The sequence below is a fragment of the Spirosoma montaniterrae genome (genome assembly GCF_001988955.1).
Lineage (GTDB): Bacteria > Bacteroidota > Bacteroidia > Cytophagales > Spirosomataceae > Spirosoma > Spirosoma montaniterrae.
In genome coordinates, this window is sequence record NZ_CP014263.1 from 2,199,264 (window position 1) to 2,217,055 (window position 17,792).

The window sequence follows — 17,792 nt, forward strand, 5'->3', positions numbered from 1 at the left end:
TGTCAAAGTGAGTGCCGAAATACTACCGTTTCTACGCCGTTACCTTAAACTCCGATGTCAGGTGGAACGTCACGTCGGGGTTGTTTTGCTGATTCATGCGCAGCATCCAGTCCGACTCGGCCAGAAACACGGGGTTCTGATCTTTATCGTAGGCAATCTGGTTGCCTTTCAACCGAATAAATTCGTTGAGTTTTTTAGGGTCTTCGGCAGTAATCCAGCAGGCTTTGGTGTAGTTGAGCGGCACCCACCGGCACTTGGCTCCATACTCGTTTTCGAGCCGGTACTGAATTACCTCAAACTGAAGTTCGCCCACCGTACCCACAATTTTGCGGTTGCCCAATTCGAGCGAAAACAACTGTGCTACACCCTCGTCGGTCAGTTGCTGAATGCCCTTCTCCAACTGCTTCGACTTCATGGGGTCGAGGTTGACAAGTTCCTTGAAAATTTCGGGCGAGAAACTCGGAATGCCCTGAAACTGGAGATCTTCGCCCTCGGTCAGCGTATCGCCGATTTTGAAGGTTCCGGTGTCGTACAAGCCCACCACGTCGCCGGGGAACCCTTCTTCTACGACGCTTTTGCTATCGGCCATGAAGCTAAACGGGCTGGCGAAGCGCACGTTTTTGTCGAGCCGGGTATGGTGGTAGAATTTGTTGCGCTCGAACACGCCCGAACATATACGCAGAAAAGCGATGCGGTCACGGTGGCGCGGGTCGAGGTTGGCGTGAATTTTGAAGACGAAACCGCTGAAGTTTTTCTCGCCCGGCAACACCTCGCGCTTGTCGGTTGGGCGGGCAATGGGTTCGGGCGAAATCTGGCAGAAGCCTTCGAGCAACTCTTTCACACCGAAGTTATTGACCGCCGAGCCGAAGAATACCGGAGCTAATTTACCATCGAGATACGCCTGCCGGTCGAAGTCGTCGTAGACGCCCTCAATCAGTTCAACGTCTTCGCGGAGTTGAGCGGCATCGCGTTCGCCCACTTTCTGGTCGAGCAGGTCGTCGGCCAGTTCAATGGGGAGTACGTCGTCTTCAACTTTAGTTTTATTGACTTTAAAGAAATATAATTTTTTCTCGATCAGGCTGTAAACGCCCTTAAAGTTCTGCCCCATATTGACGGGCCACGTCATGGGCCGCACCCGGATGTTCAGCTTTTCTTCCAGTTCATCGAGCAGATCAAACGGATTCTGCCCTTCGCGGTCAAGTTTATTAATGAAAACAATTACTGGCGTGTCGCGCATCCGGCAGACTTCCATCAGGCGTTTGGTCTGTTCCTCAACGCCTTTCACGCAGTCGATAACCAGAATAACACTGTCGACGGCGGTTAGCGTCCGGTATGTATCTTCCGCAAAATCTTTGTGGCCGGGCGTATCGAGAATATTTATTTTCAGATTATTGTAGTCGAACGTCATCACCGACGTAGCTACCGAGATACCGCGCTGCTTCTCGATTTCCATGAAGTCAGACGTGGCCGACTTCTTGATTTTATTGGATTTTACGGCTCCGGCGGTTTGTATAGCACCACCAAACAGCAGCAGCTTTTCGGTAAGCGTAGTTTTTCCGGCGTCGGGGTGGCTAATGATGGCGAACGTCCGCCGACGAGCGGTTTCAGCCTGTATATTAGTTTGCATTTTTCTCAGAATCAAACCACAAAAATACGAAATAAAGTGATGAGTGATGAACGATGAGTGATGAGTACTGTTTTCGCGTTAGCACTCATCACTCATCGTTCATCACTCATCACTTTACAGAAACGCCCAGAACAGCAAGGCCCAGCCTGCAATCATCAGAACGCCCCCAATGGGTGTGATGGCACCGAGCCATGTAATGCCCGTGAAGCACAGCACATAGAGCGAGCCGGAAAAAATCAGCACTCCGCCCAAAAACGAATAGCCTGCCCAGCCGAGCAGTTTCACGATAGTCGGGTTACTGCCAAACGTATGCATCAGCAGGCCAACCAGCACCAACGCCAGCGCGTGGTAAAACTGGTACTTAACGGCGGTCTCGAACGTAGCTGCCCTACCCGACGCGTCGAGCATAGCCCGCAGCGCGTGCGCACCAAATGCACCCAGTGCAACTCCCAAAAGGCCCAGAATCGAGCCGGCTTGTAAGAATAATTTCATAACTGAACCATCTGAACCAGGATTAGCCTGGATTGTCAAGATTAAACAAGATGCTACGCTTCGCTTATTTCATTTGCTGAGTTTGCTGGATTGTCAATCCTGTTTAATCTTGACAATCCAGGCTAATCCTGGTTCAAAGACGCGCGCCAAAAATAGCACTGCCCACCCGAACCAGCGTACTGCCTTCCTCGACCGCAATCTGGTAATCGCCACTCATGCCCATCGACAATTCCGAAAACTGAACGTTCGGGCGTTGCGTTTGAGCCAGTTTGTCGTACAACTGTTTCAGACCGCGAAATTCCCGGCGCACCTGCTCCATATCGTCGGTGTTGGTAGCCAACCCCATCAGACCAATAATGCATACATTGGGCAGTTGGTCGAGTTCGGGAGCGTTGAGAAGGGCTTCGGCTTCATCAGGCGAAAGGCCAAACTTAGTATCTTCGTCGGCGATGTAAATCTGGAGCAGGCAGTTGATAATGCGATTATGCTTAGCCGCCTGTTTATTAATTTCCTGTAAGAGTTTCAGACTATCGACCGAGTGGATCAGCGAAACGAACGGGGCAATATATTTAACCTTGTTGGTTTGCAGATGTCCGATTAAGTGCCAGTCAACGTCGGCGGGCAGTTGGGGCTGTTTATCGGCCATCTCCTGCACTTTGTTCTCGCCAAACCGGCGACAACCGGCGTCATACGCTTCGCGCAGTAATGCAACGGGTTTTGTTTTCGTTACGGCAATTAATCTGGCTCGGTTTTGTAATTCAGTTTCAATTTGCAGTATGGCGTTGGTAATCATTCGTTTTTGCAGTTTCGGCACACATAAGAAACTTACCGTTTATGAAGAAAGTGCAAAGATAGGTTTGAGAACTACGTGAAAACGCGTAGTTTTTGGCCGCAAACCAATTTAATGTACAATAAACGACTTGCTGGTTCAGTTTAGCTACCAACACAACCAGCAACCCTCGATTAAAACATGACGTCAATGGAACCCAGACCTCAACCCAAAAACAACAGTCGGAGTTACTTATTAGCTGCACTGCTGATTCTGGCGGCTTTAAACATATTGCTGCTGTATTTCTATTATCAGGAACGGCAGGACAACAAAACCAAAGATGCGACCATTGCTGCCAAAACAGAGGAGGTACTCACAACCAAAACCAAACTCGACTCTATCTCAGCACAGTTAGACGCCAAGATCGCTGAAATCCAGCAACTTGGCGGCAGCGTCGATTCGCTGTTAAAAGTGAAAGAACAGTTGGAAGTTGACAAGCGCGAACTACGCAACGTAAACTCGTTCGACGCGAAAAAGTACGAGCAGAAAATTAGAAACTACCAGACGTTACTGGCCCAGAAAGATCAGGAAATTGCCCGGCTGAAAGAAGAAAACGGGATGCTGACGCAGCAAAACCAAACGCTTGCTCAGGAGAATACGGGGCTGAAATCGGCCAGAGACAGTTTGAGCAACGAAGTGGCTACGGTGTCGTCTAAAAACCAGGAACTGGCCGAAAAAGTAACGATAGCAGCCGCGCTCAGAGCCGAAAACGTGACCATCACGGCTATTAATGCGCGCGGCAAAGAACGCGAAGGCGAAAGCTTCAAAGCAAAACGGGTCGATAAAGTCAAGGTAGCCATTCGGATGGCACCCAACGGATTAGCCAAGCAGGAAGAAAAAGACCTCTATATTCGGATTGTGGACCCCAGTGGGGCCGTTATTTCGGATATGGCGACAGGTTCGGGCGAGTTTACGTACAACGGGCAGGGCATGATTTATACCGCTATGCAACGTTTTACCTTCGACAACAGCCGCCAAACGGTTAACTTCCTCTACGGGCGTGGTGGTCAGCGGTTTGCAGAGGGCAAACATACTGTAGAGGTCTACTGCGAAGGTTTCCGCATTGGCGAAGGTGAGTTTACGATACGGTAAAATAAGGGTTATAAAGTTATAGGGTTGAATAGTTATAAAGTTGGCTGACGCTCGTGTGACTAATGCGTCAGCCAACTTTATAACTATTCAACCCTATAACTTTATAACTTTTTCACTATCTTTGCGCCCTCATTTCAAACCAATTAGATAAATGTTTCTTAATAACTACGAAACGGTGTTCATTTTAACTCCCGTTTTATCTGATCTTCAGATGAAGGACACCGTTGATAAGTTCCGCAAAGTGCTGACCGACAATGGGGCGGAACTGGTTCACGAAGAGAACATGGGCCTGCGTAAGCTTGCCTATCCGATCCAGCACAAGAATACGGGCTATTACCAGCTTTTTGAGTTCAAAGCTCCCGGTACGCTCATCGAGAAACTCAACATCGAGTATCTCCGCGACGAACGCGTGATCCGTCACCTGACGATTGCGCTCGACAAGCACGCTGTTGCGTACAATGACCGTAAACGCAACGGACTGGTGGGTAAGAAAAAACAAACCGAAAACGCTGAGAAATAGCCATGAGCCTGCAAAACGAATCTGTCTCGAAAACCGAGAATCGCAAAAAATACGACCGCTTCAAGAAAGCCGGTATCAAGTACATCGACTACAAAGACGGTAACTTTCTGCTGAAGCTGCTCAACGAGCAGGGCAAAATTCTGCCCCGCCGACTGACCGGCACCAGCCTGAAAAACCAGCGTAAAGTAGCCCAGGCCGTGAAACGCGCCCGTCATTTAGCCATTCTGCCGTTCGTCGGCGATTCACTAAAATAAAGTTGTATGGTTGTAAAGTTGTAGAGTTCTAAAGTTTGCCACCGCATTCATCAACAATACAACTTTATAACTCTACAACTCTATAACTTTTTCAAAAAATGGAGATCATTCTTAAAACTGATATCGCCGGCCTGGGCTACAAGAACGACACCGTTACGGTGAAGCCGGGCTATGGCCGCAATTACCTGATTCCGCAGGGATTTGCGATGATGGCAACCCCATCGAATAAGAAGGTCGTTGCCGAAAACATTCGTCAGGCGGCTCACAAAGTCGAGAAAATCCGCAACGATGCGCAGGCACTGGCTGAAAAAATTGGCGAGCTGACACTGACGATCCCGGCGAAGGCAGGCGAAAGCGGCAAAATCTTTGGTCGTGTAACCAGCACTCAAATCGCCGACGCTCTTCGCGAAAAAGGCTTCGACATTGACCGCAAGAAAATTGCTATCGATGAGGTAAAAAACCTCGGCACTTATACGGCGTCGCTCGACCTCCACAAAGAGGTGAAGCACAAAGTAACGGTTGACGTAGTGGCGGCTGAGTAATCGGCCAATCAACGTACATAGAACCGGCCAACTGAGTAGCACTCGGTTGGCCGGTTTTTTTGTTATATTTGGGTCATTACCCCAACTCCCTGAAGAAGGCTATTAAACCCAAATGGTTCAGCCCCCTTCAGGGGTTGAGGTCTCTCCGCAAAACTGCTAATGGCTCTCGATTTAGAACAACTGCTGGAAGCCCCTAACCTGCCCCAGTTAGTACAACAGGCGCAGGACGCGCTACGCGACGAAGCACGTCGGCGAACCGAATTTTACGCGTGGCTGCGCGAAGACGTAAAAGCTGAATTTATTAACGGGCAGATTGTAATGCATTCGCCTGTGAAAGAACGCCACTGGACAACCGTTGGTAACATTTATAGCCTATTACGTACTTATGCGCTGAAACATAAGTTAGGCCGCGTGGCCTCGGAGAAAGCTCTGATTGCCCTGTTGCGTAATGATTATGAACCCGACGTGTGTTTTTGGAAACAGGAAAAAGCCATACAGTTCACTGCCGAACAGATGAAATTACCCGCTCCCGATCTGGTAGTTGAGGTATTGTCGAAAGGTACGGCCCGGCGCGACAGAGGGGTTAAATTTACCGATTACGCCATCAACGGCATCAGCGAATATTGGATTGTGAATCCCGGTAAACAAACCTTGGAACAGTATTCGCTCGATCCCGAAATGGAAGCTTACGAACACGTCGGCACGTTCGACAATACGCAGGAATTTGCGGCCAAACAGGTTCTGGGCTTCCGTATTCCGCTGCTGGCGATGTTCGATGAAGTAGCCAACGTAAACGCGCTTTCCGCGCTCCTTTCCGATTAATTATCAGCACATTACATATCTAAAATAAATTCAGAAGACGGACCCAAACGGGCCGTTTTTTTGTTAATAAGGTATGCAGTTCCATACCGAATTTACGCCCGAACCACTCCCCCATCGCATCGCTCTCACCAGCCGGATTGTGAGCATTGGCTCCTGCTTTGCCGAGGTTATGGGCCATCGATTAGCCGCCCACAAACTGACGGTACTGAACAACCCGTTCGGTACAATTTTCAACCCCGTGTCCATCGCCAAACTGCTGACGATGGCCCTTAACGGCACCGCGCCCGATGAGAACCGTTACGTAGAGCGCGATGGCGTATGGTTTCATTACGACTTTCATTCATCGCACCATGCCCGTAGTCGCAACGACCTGCGTGAGCAATTGATGCAGTGTTTGCTTACTACGGCAGATGCCATCCGACAGGCTGATTTTCTGCTGCTTACACTGGGGTCGGCAGTGGTATACAGGCATATCGAAACGGGCAAAGTAGTAGCCAATTGCCATAAAATGCCCGGCACGCTTTTCGAGAAATATTTATACAGTTACGAGTACCTGATTGATGACCTGAAGCGACTGCTAAAAACACTGCGGAAGGCCAATCCGAAGCTGCGTATGCTGCTGACAGTAAGCCCCGTGCGCCACACCCGCGACACGCTACCCCTGAATGCCGCGAGTAAAGCAACCCTGCGCGTAGTGGCTCACGAACTGACGACCTGGAATGATTGGGTCCATTATTTTCCTGCCTACGAACTGATGGTCGATGACCTCCGCGATTACCGCTTTTATGAAGCTGATCTGATTCACCCCAACGCACAGGCACACGACTATATTTTTGGAAAGTTTGCCGAATGCACCTTTGATGCCGAACTTCGCAGCTTCGTTGCCGAATGGACGGCTATCAGCAAATCGCTGGCACACCGCCCGTTATATGGCGATGATAGCCCTACCCACCAGCAGTTTTTAACGAAATTACTGACCCAGTTGGAAACACTTTCGAAACGGGTTGACGTTTCGGCGGAACTGACTGAAGTACGTGGGCGTTTGAAAAAATGTATTTTAAGTGAAGTGAGAAATTCTCATGTCTGACTACCGACTAACGAAAGAAGCCGTAACACGTGCGTTGAGCACCGTTGAAGAGCCTGATTTGAAGCGCGATATTGTGTCGCTCAACATGGTGAAAGACATTGAACTGGGTATCGGTTCGGTGCGCTTCACGGTAGTGCTTACTACCCCCGCCTGCCCACTGAAAGAAGTAATTCGCAAACGTTGCGAAGACGCCATCCATACACACGTTGGTTCCGATATTACGGTAACTATCGACATGATTTCGGATGTAACGTCAACGCGCAGCAATGCGCCGGTGCTGCCGGGTGTCAAAAACATTATCGCCGTATCGTCGGGTAAAGGGGGCGTTGGCAAATCGACCGTAACGGCCAATCTGGCTATTGCGCTGCATAAATCGGGCGCAAAAGTCGGCATCATCGACGCCGATATTTACGGTCCGTCAATACCAACCATGTTCGGGGCCGAGGAGATGCAGCCGCGCATTTTCCAGGTCGACGGGCAAACGCGCATGGAACCGATTCAGCAGTTCGGCATTAAACTGCTGTCGATGGGTTTTTTAGTAGCACCGGGGCAGGCTATTATCTGGCGCGGTACAATGGCGGGCCGGGCTTTGCAGCAGTTTTTTTCTGATGCCGACTGGGGCGAATTAGATTATCTGCTCATTGATTTGCCGCCGGGCACGGGTGACATTCACCTGACGCTGGTGCAGACCGTACCTGTAACTGGGGCCATTATCGTGACAACACCCCAGAAAGTGGCCTTAGCCGATGCAACGAAGGGGCTGGCGATGTTTCGACAGCCGCAAATTAACGTGCCTGTATTAGGGGTTATCGAAAACATGTCGTATTTCACCCCTGCCGAACTGCCTGACAGCCAGTATTTTATTTTTGGCAAAGGGGGTGGTCGGCAATTGGCCCAACAGTTCGACGTACCACTTTTGGGGCAGATTCCGCTGGTACAGAGTATCCGCGAAGCTGGCGACGAGGGCCGACCGGCTATCAGTGCTGGCGAACCGGTTGCCAGTGCTGCTTTTAAGGCCACTGCCGAAGCACTCGCCCAACAGGTTGCCATCCGTAATGCTACCCTCGACCGCACACAGCGCGTTGAAGTGGCGTAGTTTCTGTATCGATTCTTCAGAGGGCGATACAGAACGGAGTTGAATAAAATCTGGTTATTCTGTAACTTTACCGTAAATCAAAGTAGTCATGGAGACGGTCGTTGACAACGAACAACTTACCGAGAAAATTGAACGGGCATTAGATGGAATGCGTCCCTATTTAGCTGCTGATGGCGGGAACGTAAAGATTCTGGAAATAACCGAAGACCGCACCGTTCGGCTCGAACTGATGGGTTCTTGCGGCTCATGTCCGATGTCGGCCATGACGTTTAAGGGCGGTCTGGAAGAGGCCATTCTTCGGGCCGTACCGGAAATCAGGAAAGTGGAAGCCGTGAACATCACGCCAGCGTTTTAAACACTATGAATTCACTCGCCGACGTTGTTTCAATTAATCCTAAAGTCATGGGAGGTACCCCCGTGTTCGCAGGGACCCGTGTGCCGATTCAGTCGTTATTCGATCATATTGAATTGGGGATTACAGTTGATGCGTTTTTAGAGGACTTCCCCAGTGTATCAAAAGAACAGGTTATGGGTGTCCTGAAGATTGCGGAACGGTTATTGACGGCACCCAACCTAACAAGTATCTATGCGGCTGCTGCTTGATGAAAACGTTCCTGTTAAACTCAAACAAGATTTAACCGGTCACACAGTTTACACAGTACGAGAGCTACGTCGGGATGGCCGAGAAGATGAAGAGGTGTTACAATTGCTGGTTGACTTTAATTTTGATGCGTTGATTACCTGTGACAAGAATCTTCGTTTTCAACAAAACCTTAGTAGATACACTACGCCTGTTGTAGTGCTTGACACTTATACCAACGCCTACCTGGTCTTGCGACAAACAGTGCCAAATTTGCTTAGCTTGTTACAACAAGCCTTGCCTGCCGGTGCCACCATTGTAAAACCATAAACGCCCAAATCAGGCGTTTTTTCGTTTCTTTGCGGCTGCTACTTTCCCCTGACTATTGTGAAAATTGGTATTTTCTTTGGTGGACCAGCGCGTGAGCGCGAGGTGTCGTTTGCAGGTGGGCGCACGGCCCTCGCCAATTTAGATAAAGGCTTGTTTGAGCCAGTGCTGGTGTTTGTTGACGGGCGCGGACGATTTCGGCTCGTTCAGCCCGATTTTTTAAACCACGAATCATTGCTTGACGCCCTGCCGCAGGATGAATCGGGCTTTTCAGTTTACGACGAATCGCTGCCGAAAAACGCCCTCGACGCTGCCCTGCCCGAACTGCGACCCGAACAGTTCCGCGACTATTTCGATCTGGTTTTTTTAGCAATGCACGGCCCCAACTGCGAAGATGGTGCCATTCAGGGACTGCTCGAATGGTATGGCCTGCCTTATACCGGGCCTGGGCTGGTTGGGTCGGCGGTGGGTATCAACAAAATCCTGCAAAACGAACTGATTGCACTGGCAACGGGCCAACAAAAGAAAACCACGACCATTAGCCGCGACGCCTACGAACACGCCGATAAAGCGCAGTTTTTTGAGTCGCTGGTGGCGCATTTGGGTTTGCCGATTGTGGTGAAAGCTCCGCATCAGGGGTCGAGCATTGGCGTAGCCATTGTGCGCGAGGCCGACCTGAACACGTTTTGCCGGGCTGTTGAACAGTGCTTTTTTACGATGAGCATTCAACCGGATGGCTGGTCGAAACTGGGCGAATGGAACGATTTGTCTGCCGAAGAGAAACATAATCTGGCTCAACAGATGGTAAGCCTGGACTCGGGCATCAGTTTTCCGGTCGTAATCGAGCAGACCGGCGAAATCATCAGCCACCCCGCCCAACTCATTCAACTACTCAACCAATCAACTAATCAACCCGTCAACCTCTCGTCGGTCAACGCCGAAGACGAAGTGCTGTTTGAAGAGTTCATAAGCGGTCAGGAGTTTTCGTGTGGGGTCATACAAGACGACGATCAAAACGCCATTGCCCTGCCGCCTACAGAAATTTACAACGCCGAAGCGTTTGATTTTCAGACCAAATACAAAACCAACGTTGCCCGCAAGCGCATTCCGGTTGAAACAAGTTTAGAAAATAACCGCAAGATTCAACTGGCGGTCGAAACCGCCTTTTCGCGCTTGGGCATCAACGTGTATTCACGCATCGACGGATTTCTGACGCCCGACGAGCGCGTGCTGCTCCACGACCCGAATACAATTCCGGGCATGTCGCCCTCGTCGCTGATTTTCAAGCAGATGGCCGAAATCGGCATGAACCTCGCCAACTCGCTAACGTACCTGATTCGGCAATCACTGCGCGAACGCATCCGAACCGGCAAAAACACGCCCCACCTCAAACGCCTGCTCGCCAATCTCGACGCGCGTTTGGCCGCCCGTAAAGCCAACCCGCTGCCCGAATGCGTGGTCTCGTTCGGCGAAAGCGACGAAGCCTTTACCGACGCTAAACAGCACTATCACAAACTGGCTGCGTCGGGCACGGTGCGGCCCGTGTTGCAGTACATCAAAAACAAAACCGAGAGCCACGAAGTCCCGGTTTATTGTTTGTTCAAAGAAACGATTGCCGAATTAGAAGCGACCTTAACGCAGCCCCGCCATCCGCTGCTGGTAGAAACCACCGAGCGCACAGCCCATATCACCGAGCGGTATTTGTAGTTAGTTCGTAATTATCTCTGAATCTACCCTGTGCGTTTGGCAGCTTGGCGGGGAGTCGTAATTTTGCCCATATCGTTTCGTCCAATAAACAGTGCCTTTTCTATTTCTTTATGACAACGCAAACCCTCGACACAGCCACTCAACAGCGCGTTGACCAATGGCTCGGCGGCAACTACGACGCCGATACAAAAGCCTCTATCCAGCATCTGCTCGATTCGGGTAATTACACCGAACTGACCGACTCGTTTTACCGTGACCTCGAATTTGGTACGGGCGGGCTGCGCGGCATTCTGGGCGTTGGCTCCAACCGCATGAACCGCTACACTGTTGGCGCAGCCACACAGGGACTCTCTAACTACATCAACGCAGCCTTTCCAGACCAGCAGCCGAAAGTTGCTATTGCTCACGATAGCCGCCGGATGAGTCCTGAGTTTGCCCGGTTAGTGGCCGATATTTTTTCGGCCAACGGCATCAAGGTGTACCTCTTCAGCAGCCTCCGCCCCACACCCGAACTCTCGTTTGCCATTCGGCAATTGGGGTGCCAAAGCGGTATTGTAGTTACGGCGTCGCACAATCCGCCCGAATACAACGGCTATAAAGTGTACTGGAACGACGGGGCGCAGGTGGTATCGCCCCACGACAAGGCCATTATTGCCGAAGTAAGTAAGATTACATCTATCGACGACATCAAGTTTGAGGGCATACCCGAACGGATTCAATTGATTGACGAAGAGATTGATGCGCCCTACATCGAGCGTATTAAAACGAATGCTGTAAACCCTGACGTAATCCGGCGGCAGGCCGACCTGAACATCGTCTTCACGCCTATTCATGGCACGGGCATCACGCTGGTGCCTCGTGCGCTGGAAGCGTTGGGCTTTACAAACGTACACATCGTGCAGGAGCAGGCTACGCCCGATGGTAACTTCCCGACGGTGAAATCGCCAAACCCCGAAGAACGGGCCGCCATGCAGCTTGCACTCGATCAGGCACTGGCCCAAAACGCCGATCTGGTAATTGCCACCGACCCCGACGCCGACCGCGTGGGCGCGGGTGCCCGCAATCACCACGGCGAATTTGAGTTGCTGAACGGCAACCAAATGGCGAGCCTGATTATCTACTACCTGCTCAACGCCTGGCGCGACGCAGGCAAGCTGACAGGCAAGGAGTTTGTGGCGAAGACCATCGTAACAACCGACCTCATCGACCGCATGTGCGAACGCTACGGCGTAACGTGCTACAACACGCTGACCGGCTTCAAATACATTGCCGAAGTTATTCGCGAACTGGAAGGCAAGGAGCAGTTTATTGGCGGGGGCGAAGAAAGTTACGGCTATTTGATCGGCGATTTTGTACGCGACAAAGACGCGGTTGCCTCCTGCGCCATGATTGCTGAACTAACTGCCTACGCTAAAGATAAGGGCCAAAGCCTGTTCGATTTGCTGATGGCAATGTATCAGGAAAATGGCTTCTACTACGAGTCGTTGGTGTCGCTGACGAAGAAGGGCAAAACCGGAGCCGAAGAAATTCAGCAGATGATGGCCGACTTCCGGGTCAACCCGCCGAAAGAAATCGCCGGTTCGCCCGTGGTGCGAATTGACGATTACAAAACGCTGCAACGCACTGACGCCGAGGGCAACACTACGCCAATCGAAGCAGGTAAGATGGGAATCGAATCCTCGAACGTACTCCAGTTCTTTACCGCCGACAACACGAAAGTATCGGCCCGGCCCAGCGGCACCGAACCGAAGATTAAGTTCTACGTGTCGGTGAACGAGCCCCTGGAAAGCAACGAAGCATTCGATGACACCTATGCCAAGTTAAAAGCGAAAGTGCAGCGTGTAATCGATGACCTAAACTTATCATAACCTATCAGTTAGTAATATAATTAAAATCAGGAAGCCCGGCCATGTTTAGCCGGGCTTTTTACGTGGATATTAACAAACACACCGACAAGATTTTAAAAAAATTAAATATCTATCAGTTAGAACCCAGCCTCCTCCTACTTTAACAGGTAGCATTCTCCTATGGAATGTTATAGATGAACTTTATTTCATTCAAGAAAAGTATGAAAAACATTTTACACCGAACGTACCGCACGTTGCCCCTACTCGTTTTGAGCTGGCTACTGTGTATGGTTGCAGTGGCCCAGGACCGTCGTGTTTCGGGCGTTGTCAAAGATGAAACCGGGTCTGCTTTGCCCGGTGTCAGCGTAGTGCTGAAAGGCTCTACGCAGGGAACCACTACTGATGCCGAGGGCAAATACAACCTCGCCGTACCGGGCAGCAACGCCCGGCTTGTGTTCTCGTATGTAGGCTATGTATCTAAGGAAATTGCCGTGGGCAGCCAGTCTTCGCTTGATGTTGCGCTACAGGCCGACGACAAAACGTTGAATGAGATTGTAGTTATCGGGTACGGTACGGCCAGAAAATCAGATTTAACCGGCTCTGTGGCAAGCGTAAAACAATCGCAATTGCTGGAGCGGCCCGCGCCCTCACTCAATCAGGCGTTGGCAGGCCGCATGGCCGGTGTGCAGGTGAATACCAACTCGGGCCGGCCCGGTGGCCGTACAACGGTTCGGGTTCGGGGCTTTAGTTCGATTAACTCCTCCAACAACCCGTTGTATGTGGTCGATGGGGTGCAGTTGCCGGTTGGCAATCAGGATCAGTTTACCAACGCCATCGACTATATCAACCCGAACGACATTGTATCGGTAGAGGTGCTGAAAGATGCTTCGTCAACGGCTATCTACGGAGCGCGGGGCGCCAACGGAGTTATCTTAGTAACGACTAAAAAAGGCAAATCGGGTGAAGGCCGTATTTCGTACAACGCTGATTTCAGCGTAAACACCATCGGTCCCAACCGCCCCGAAGTGCTCAATGCACGGGAATATATGGCCGTTGAAGACCTCTCATACAAGAACATTGAGAAGTATGACCCGGTAGGCTGGGCCGCCGGGCGATATGCCAACCTAAACCCTGTACTGAAACGGACGCAGATGCGGGCACTCTACCCGGACGTGTTCGACGAGAACCTGAATCCCCGGTACGATACCGACTGGTTTAAGGAGTCGAGCCAGAACAAGCTGTCGCAAAACCATCAGTTGAACTTCAGCGGAGGTAACGACCGCACGCAGTACTCGCTCTCGCTGGGTTTCCGCGACGATCAGGGTTTGATCAAGACTTCGTACATGAAACGCTATTCGGGCCGTTTCACCATTGATGACCAGGTGAAGTCGTGGTTAAAAATTGGCGGTACGCTCAGCTACAACAATCAGTCGGAGAACTTAGTGGACATCAACGATGCCGTGGCGCGTCAGATTGTTGAAGATTTTCCTTTCCTGCCGGTTCGCTACCCCGACGGTACGTTTGCCAACAACCGCGATTATCCACAGGCTGAAGGAACGTTTAGTTCGGTACACCGCCTGATGGGTCGCCGGTTTATTATGAACACGCAGACCACAACGGGTAGCCTGAACTCAGACATCACGCTGGCGAAAGGGCTGGTATTCAAAACAATCGTAGGTGCCAACATTATGACGCGGGAAGTTAATCAGTCAACGACCCGTACGCTCGATTTAGGCGGTCAGGGCAACGCGTCGGTTTCAAACCGGAAAGACACCTTCTGGTCATTCGAGAACTTCCTGACATACAACAAGCAGGTGGGCCGCCATTCGTTCAACGGATTGTTGGGTCTGTCGTGGCAGGAAACGAACCTTTTCGGCATTAACTCGAACGTTCGTACATTTGCCACCGACTATTTTGGCTTCAATAACCTCGGTGCAGCAGCTATTCTGGGCGGTATTGGTTCGTTCGCCCAGCGCGAGGCCCTGAACTCGTATTTCGGTCGTTTCAACTATGGCTTAGACGAGAAGTACCTGTTTACGTTCACGGGCCGGGCCGACGGTTCCTCAAAGTTCGGGGCCAACAACAAATTTGCGTTTTTCCCCTCGGCGGCTGTAGCCTGGCGGGTATCGGAAGAGCCGTTCCTGAAAAACAGTTCAGTAATCTCTAACCTGAAAATCCGGTCGAGCTATGGTTTGTCGGGGAATTCCGAGATTCCGCCCTACACCTCGCTGCCCCTGCTTAGCTCAAACTACGCCACCATCTTCAACGATGCACGGGTGTCCGGTACGGGTGTATCGCGTCTGGCTAACCCCGACCTGCGCTGGGAGCGCACCGCACAGGCCGACGTGGGCGTTGAACTGGGCTTGTTTAAAGGCCGGATCTCCATCGAAGCTGATTACTATTACCGGAAAACCACCGACATGCTCCTCGATGCCCCGGTGCCGCTGTCGAGCGGATATGGTATCATTCGCCGGAACGTTGGCTCCATGCAGAATCAGGGTATCGAATTGGGCCTTAACACGGTTAACGTAGCGACAAGCGACTTTAACTGGACGACCAACTTTAACCTCTCCATGAACCGCAACAAGGTGTTAACGCTGGCCACGCCCGCCGACATCTTTAACGTGGGTGGGCCAAACTTCACCAACCCAACCAACGTAATTCGGGTTGGCGAGGCAGTAGGTTCGTTCTGGGGACTGACGCGTTTAGGTGTGTGGAGTGAAGCCGAGCGCGAAACTGCCGCCCGATTCCGCAGCTACCGCAATAACCTGACAATTCTGCCCGGCGACATCAAGTACCTCGATGTAAATGGTGACTTTGCCATCACCGATGCTGACCGCAGCATTATCGGGAATGGTAGTCCGTTTGTGTGGGGAGCTATGAGCAATACGCTACGGTACAAAAAACTGGACCTGACGGTCGAATTGCAGTACTCGTATGGGAATGACATTATGGACATGACCCTGCACCCGAGCGAAGACCGGCAGGCTTTAGCCAACAGCTACAAAACAGTACTGGATGCCTGGACACCTACCAATCAGAATTCGCAGATTGCCGAAATCCGTGACACCCGTGCTGGTTACGTTACCAATGTCGATACACGCTGGATTAAAGATGGCTCGTTTTTGCGAGGCCGCAACCTGCTGCTTGGCTACACGCTGCCCAGCAACCTCATCAGCCGCTGGAAGATGAATCAGTTCCGGGTGTATGCTACCGTGCAGAACTTCTTCCTGCTGACCCACAAAGACGTGATTGGCGACCCTGAGGCTACGCCCACCAACCAGGGAGATAATAACAGCGCGTTCTCGCAGGGAATGATCTGGCACAACTATCCCCGTCCAACTACGTACATGATAGGTCTGCAAATTGGCCTGTAAACCCCAACCACGATTATGACTTTCAAACTACATAAACCACTAAGCATGCTGCTCCTGAGCGGGGCCTTGCTACTGGGACCAACCAGTTGTAAAGATTTCTTAGAGGAGCAGGCTCCGTCGGCCCTTACGCCCGACAGTTTCTATACCATTCCCGACCATGCCGAAGCAGCCATTGCAGCCGTCTATGCTGACCTGCGGGGTATGTATGGCGGAGCCGGTATTTTCTCTTCGACCTGGCAGATGCTCGAAGCCCCTACCGGCACGTCTACTACCGAGACAGCTCAGAACTCTGACCTGAACAATTTGTACTCGCTGGTGTACGACGGCAACACAGCCCATATCATCAACGCCTGGGGCAGCCTGTATCGGGTTATCGCCAACGCTAACCTCGTACTCGACAAAGTGCCGGGCATCACACCGATGAATGCTGACCAAAAAGCGCGGATTCTGGCTGAGGCCCGCTTTTTGCGTGCTTACGCCTACTTTCATGCCGTGCGTCTGTGGGGTGATGTGCCGCTGATTACCAAGCCGCAGGATACTACCACCGAGGACTTTAATCCCGCACGCACCCCGCAGGAGCAGGTATACAATCAGATTGTGGCTGATCTGGTAGAGGCCGAGAAAGCTCCTCTTGCCTGGATGAATCAGAACGGACGCGTGGGTATGGCTGCCGTGAAGTCGCAGTTAGCCAAAGTGTACCTGACAATGGCCGGTTTCCCGCTCAGCAAAGGTGCGACCCACTTCAAACTGGCGGCCGACAAAGCGTTTGAAGTAATAACCTATGCCAACGCCAACCCAACCGCTATCGGGCTGTTTCCGACCTACATGAACGTACACGACGAGCGGCTCGAAAACCGGCTGGAGCATATTTTCTCGCTGCAATACAACGTGGTCGTAGCCGGAAATCCGATGGGCAACATGTTCCCCAACTTCAAGGCGGTAACGTTTGCCGGGCCCGGCGGCACGGGAAGTACGGTGCCGGTGGCGGCTTTCTACAACTCGTATGAAACAGGTGATTTGCGGGCCAAAGATCAGGAGGGCTGGTTCTATACAACCTACTTCACGAATGGCAATGGAGCGCGATTTAACCTCGGTGCGCCCTACATTTTCAAGCACTTTAATTTCGTAGCAAACGGAATAGAAGGCATACCGGGTACACGCAACGACAACCTGAACGTGCCGCAGATTCGCTATGCCGAAGTGCTGCTGACCTACGCCGAAGCGCAGAACGAACTGGGGCCACCTACGCAGGCCGCTTACGATGCCTATAAGCGCGTTCGCGACCGGGCCAAACTGACCACGCCGGCAATCGGTACGTTTACGCAGGCTTCCTTCCGCGAAGCCGTTTGGCGCGAGCGTTGGTGGGAGTTGTGCTACGAGCAGATTACATGGTACGATATGGTTCGTTTACGGCGGTCGTTCAACCCCACTACGCGCCAGTTTGTTAACTTCGTGGGAGCCATCTCACCGTCGTCCAACGCGCCGTATCAGGAGAAGCACCTGCTGTTCCCGATTCCCCGGCCTGAACTGCTTAACAACCCGAACCTGAAGACGCAGAATCCGGGCTATCCGGGCGTGTAAGGTCTATCTGAT

At 51.5% G+C, this 17,792-nt stretch carries 17 protein-coding genes; 14 read left to right on the forward strand and 3 right to left on the reverse strand.

Annotated elements, in window-relative coordinates:
• Window positions 1-31: 31 nt before the first annotated feature.
• From AWR27_RS09610 to AWR27_RS09620, 3 genes are all read right to left on the reverse strand, one after another.
• Window positions 32-1,627, reverse strand: a complete 1,596-nt coding sequence (locus AWR27_RS09610) for a peptide chain release factor 3 (RefSeq protein WP_077130974.1) — start codon at window positions 1,625-1,627, stop codon at window positions 32-34.
• Window positions 1,628-1,741: 114 nt separating this feature from the next.
• Entirely contained in the window at window positions 1,742-2,119 is a 378-nt protein-coding gene (locus tag AWR27_RS09615) for a DUF423 domain-containing protein (RefSeq protein ID WP_077130975.1), read from the reverse strand.
• A gap of 133 nt (window positions 2,120-2,252) precedes the next feature.
• Window positions 2,253-2,912, reverse strand: a complete 660-nt coding sequence (locus AWR27_RS09620) for a YggS family pyridoxal phosphate-dependent enzyme (RefSeq protein WP_077130976.1) — start codon at window positions 2,910-2,912, stop codon at window positions 2,253-2,255.
• A gap of 186 nt (window positions 2,913-3,098) precedes the next feature.
• Here AWR27_RS09620 and AWR27_RS09625 point away from each other — a divergent pair, with 186 nt between their 5' ends.
• The 14 genes from AWR27_RS09625 to AWR27_RS09690 all read left to right on the forward strand — a co-directional run bounded on the left by AWR27_RS09625 (window position 3,099) and on the right by AWR27_RS09690 (window position 17,780).
• On the forward strand, window positions 3,099-4,040 hold the full coding sequence (locus AWR27_RS09625; RefSeq protein WP_077130977.1) for a hypothetical protein: 942 nt from the start codon (window positions 3,099-3,101) through the stop codon (window positions 4,038-4,040).
• 151 nt (window positions 4,041-4,191) lie between these two features.
• The gene (rpsF, locus tag AWR27_RS09630; RefSeq protein WP_077130978.1) at window positions 4,192-4,560 is read left to right on the forward strand and encodes a 30S ribosomal protein S6; all 369 of its coding nucleotides are present in this window, start codon (window positions 4,192-4,194) and stop codon (window positions 4,558-4,560) included.
• Between the two features lie 2 nt (window positions 4,561-4,562).
• Window positions 4,563-4,814: a 30S ribosomal protein S18 gene (gene rpsR, locus AWR27_RS09635; RefSeq protein WP_077130979.1), complete on the forward strand. Its 252-nt coding sequence runs from the start codon at window positions 4,563-4,565 to the stop codon at window positions 4,812-4,814.
• Window positions 4,815-4,912: 98 nt separating this feature from the next.
• A complete protein-coding gene (gene rplI / locus AWR27_RS09640; protein WP_077130980.1) occupies window positions 4,913-5,356 on the forward strand; it encodes a 50S ribosomal protein L9 in 444 nt (147 codons plus the stop codon).
• Window positions 5,357-5,515: 159 nt separating this feature from the next.
• Window positions 5,516-6,178 (forward strand): Uma2 family endonuclease, encoded by a 663-nt coding sequence (locus AWR27_RS09645; RefSeq protein ID WP_077130981.1) that lies wholly within the window; start codon window positions 5,516-5,518, stop codon window positions 6,176-6,178.
• 73 nt (window positions 6,179-6,251) lie between these two features.
• Window positions 6,252-7,265, forward strand: coding sequence for a GSCFA domain-containing protein (locus tag AWR27_RS09650; protein WP_077130982.1), 1,014 nt, complete (start codon window positions 6,252-6,254; stop codon window positions 7,263-7,265).
• Window positions 7,258-8,361, forward strand: coding sequence for an Mrp/NBP35 family ATP-binding protein (locus AWR27_RS09655; RefSeq protein ID WP_077130983.1), 1,104 nt, complete (start codon window positions 7,258-7,260; stop codon window positions 8,359-8,361). The genes AWR27_RS09650 and AWR27_RS09655 overlap by 8 nt, the downstream gene beginning before the upstream one ends.
• An 88-nt stretch (window positions 8,362-8,449) precedes the next feature.
• Window positions 8,450-8,716 (forward strand): NifU family protein, encoded by a 267-nt coding sequence (locus AWR27_RS09660; protein ID WP_077130984.1) that lies wholly within the window; start codon window positions 8,450-8,452, stop codon window positions 8,714-8,716.
• Between the two features lie 5 nt (window positions 8,717-8,721).
• The gene (locus tag AWR27_RS09665; RefSeq protein ID WP_077130985.1) at window positions 8,722-8,964 is read left to right on the forward strand and encodes a DUF433 domain-containing protein; all 243 of its coding nucleotides are present in this window, start codon (window positions 8,722-8,724) and stop codon (window positions 8,962-8,964) included.
• Window positions 8,948-9,271: a DUF5615 family PIN-like protein gene (locus tag AWR27_RS09670; protein WP_077130986.1), complete on the forward strand. Its 324-nt coding sequence runs from the start codon at window positions 8,948-8,950 to the stop codon at window positions 9,269-9,271. The genes AWR27_RS09665 and AWR27_RS09670 overlap by 17 nt, the downstream gene beginning before the upstream one ends.
• Window positions 9,272-9,328: 57 nt before the next feature.
• Window positions 9,329-10,975, forward strand: coding sequence for a D-alanine--D-alanine ligase family protein (locus AWR27_RS09675; protein WP_077130987.1), 1,647 nt, complete (start codon window positions 9,329-9,331; stop codon window positions 10,973-10,975).
• Between the two features lie 110 nt (window positions 10,976-11,085).
• Window positions 11,086-12,843: a phospho-sugar mutase gene (locus AWR27_RS09680; RefSeq protein WP_077130988.1), complete on the forward strand. Its 1,758-nt coding sequence runs from the start codon at window positions 11,086-11,088 to the stop codon at window positions 12,841-12,843.
• A gap of 200 nt (window positions 12,844-13,043) precedes the next feature.
• Window positions 13,044-16,199 (forward strand): SusC/RagA family TonB-linked outer membrane protein, encoded by a 3,156-nt coding sequence (locus AWR27_RS09685; RefSeq protein WP_083732991.1) that lies wholly within the window; start codon window positions 13,044-13,046, stop codon window positions 16,197-16,199.
• Between the two features lie 15 nt (window positions 16,200-16,214).
• Window positions 16,215-17,780: a RagB/SusD family nutrient uptake outer membrane protein gene (locus tag AWR27_RS09690; RefSeq protein ID WP_077130990.1), complete on the forward strand. Its 1,566-nt coding sequence runs from the start codon at window positions 16,215-16,217 to the stop codon at window positions 17,778-17,780.
• Window positions 17,781-17,792 lie beyond the last annotated feature (12 nt).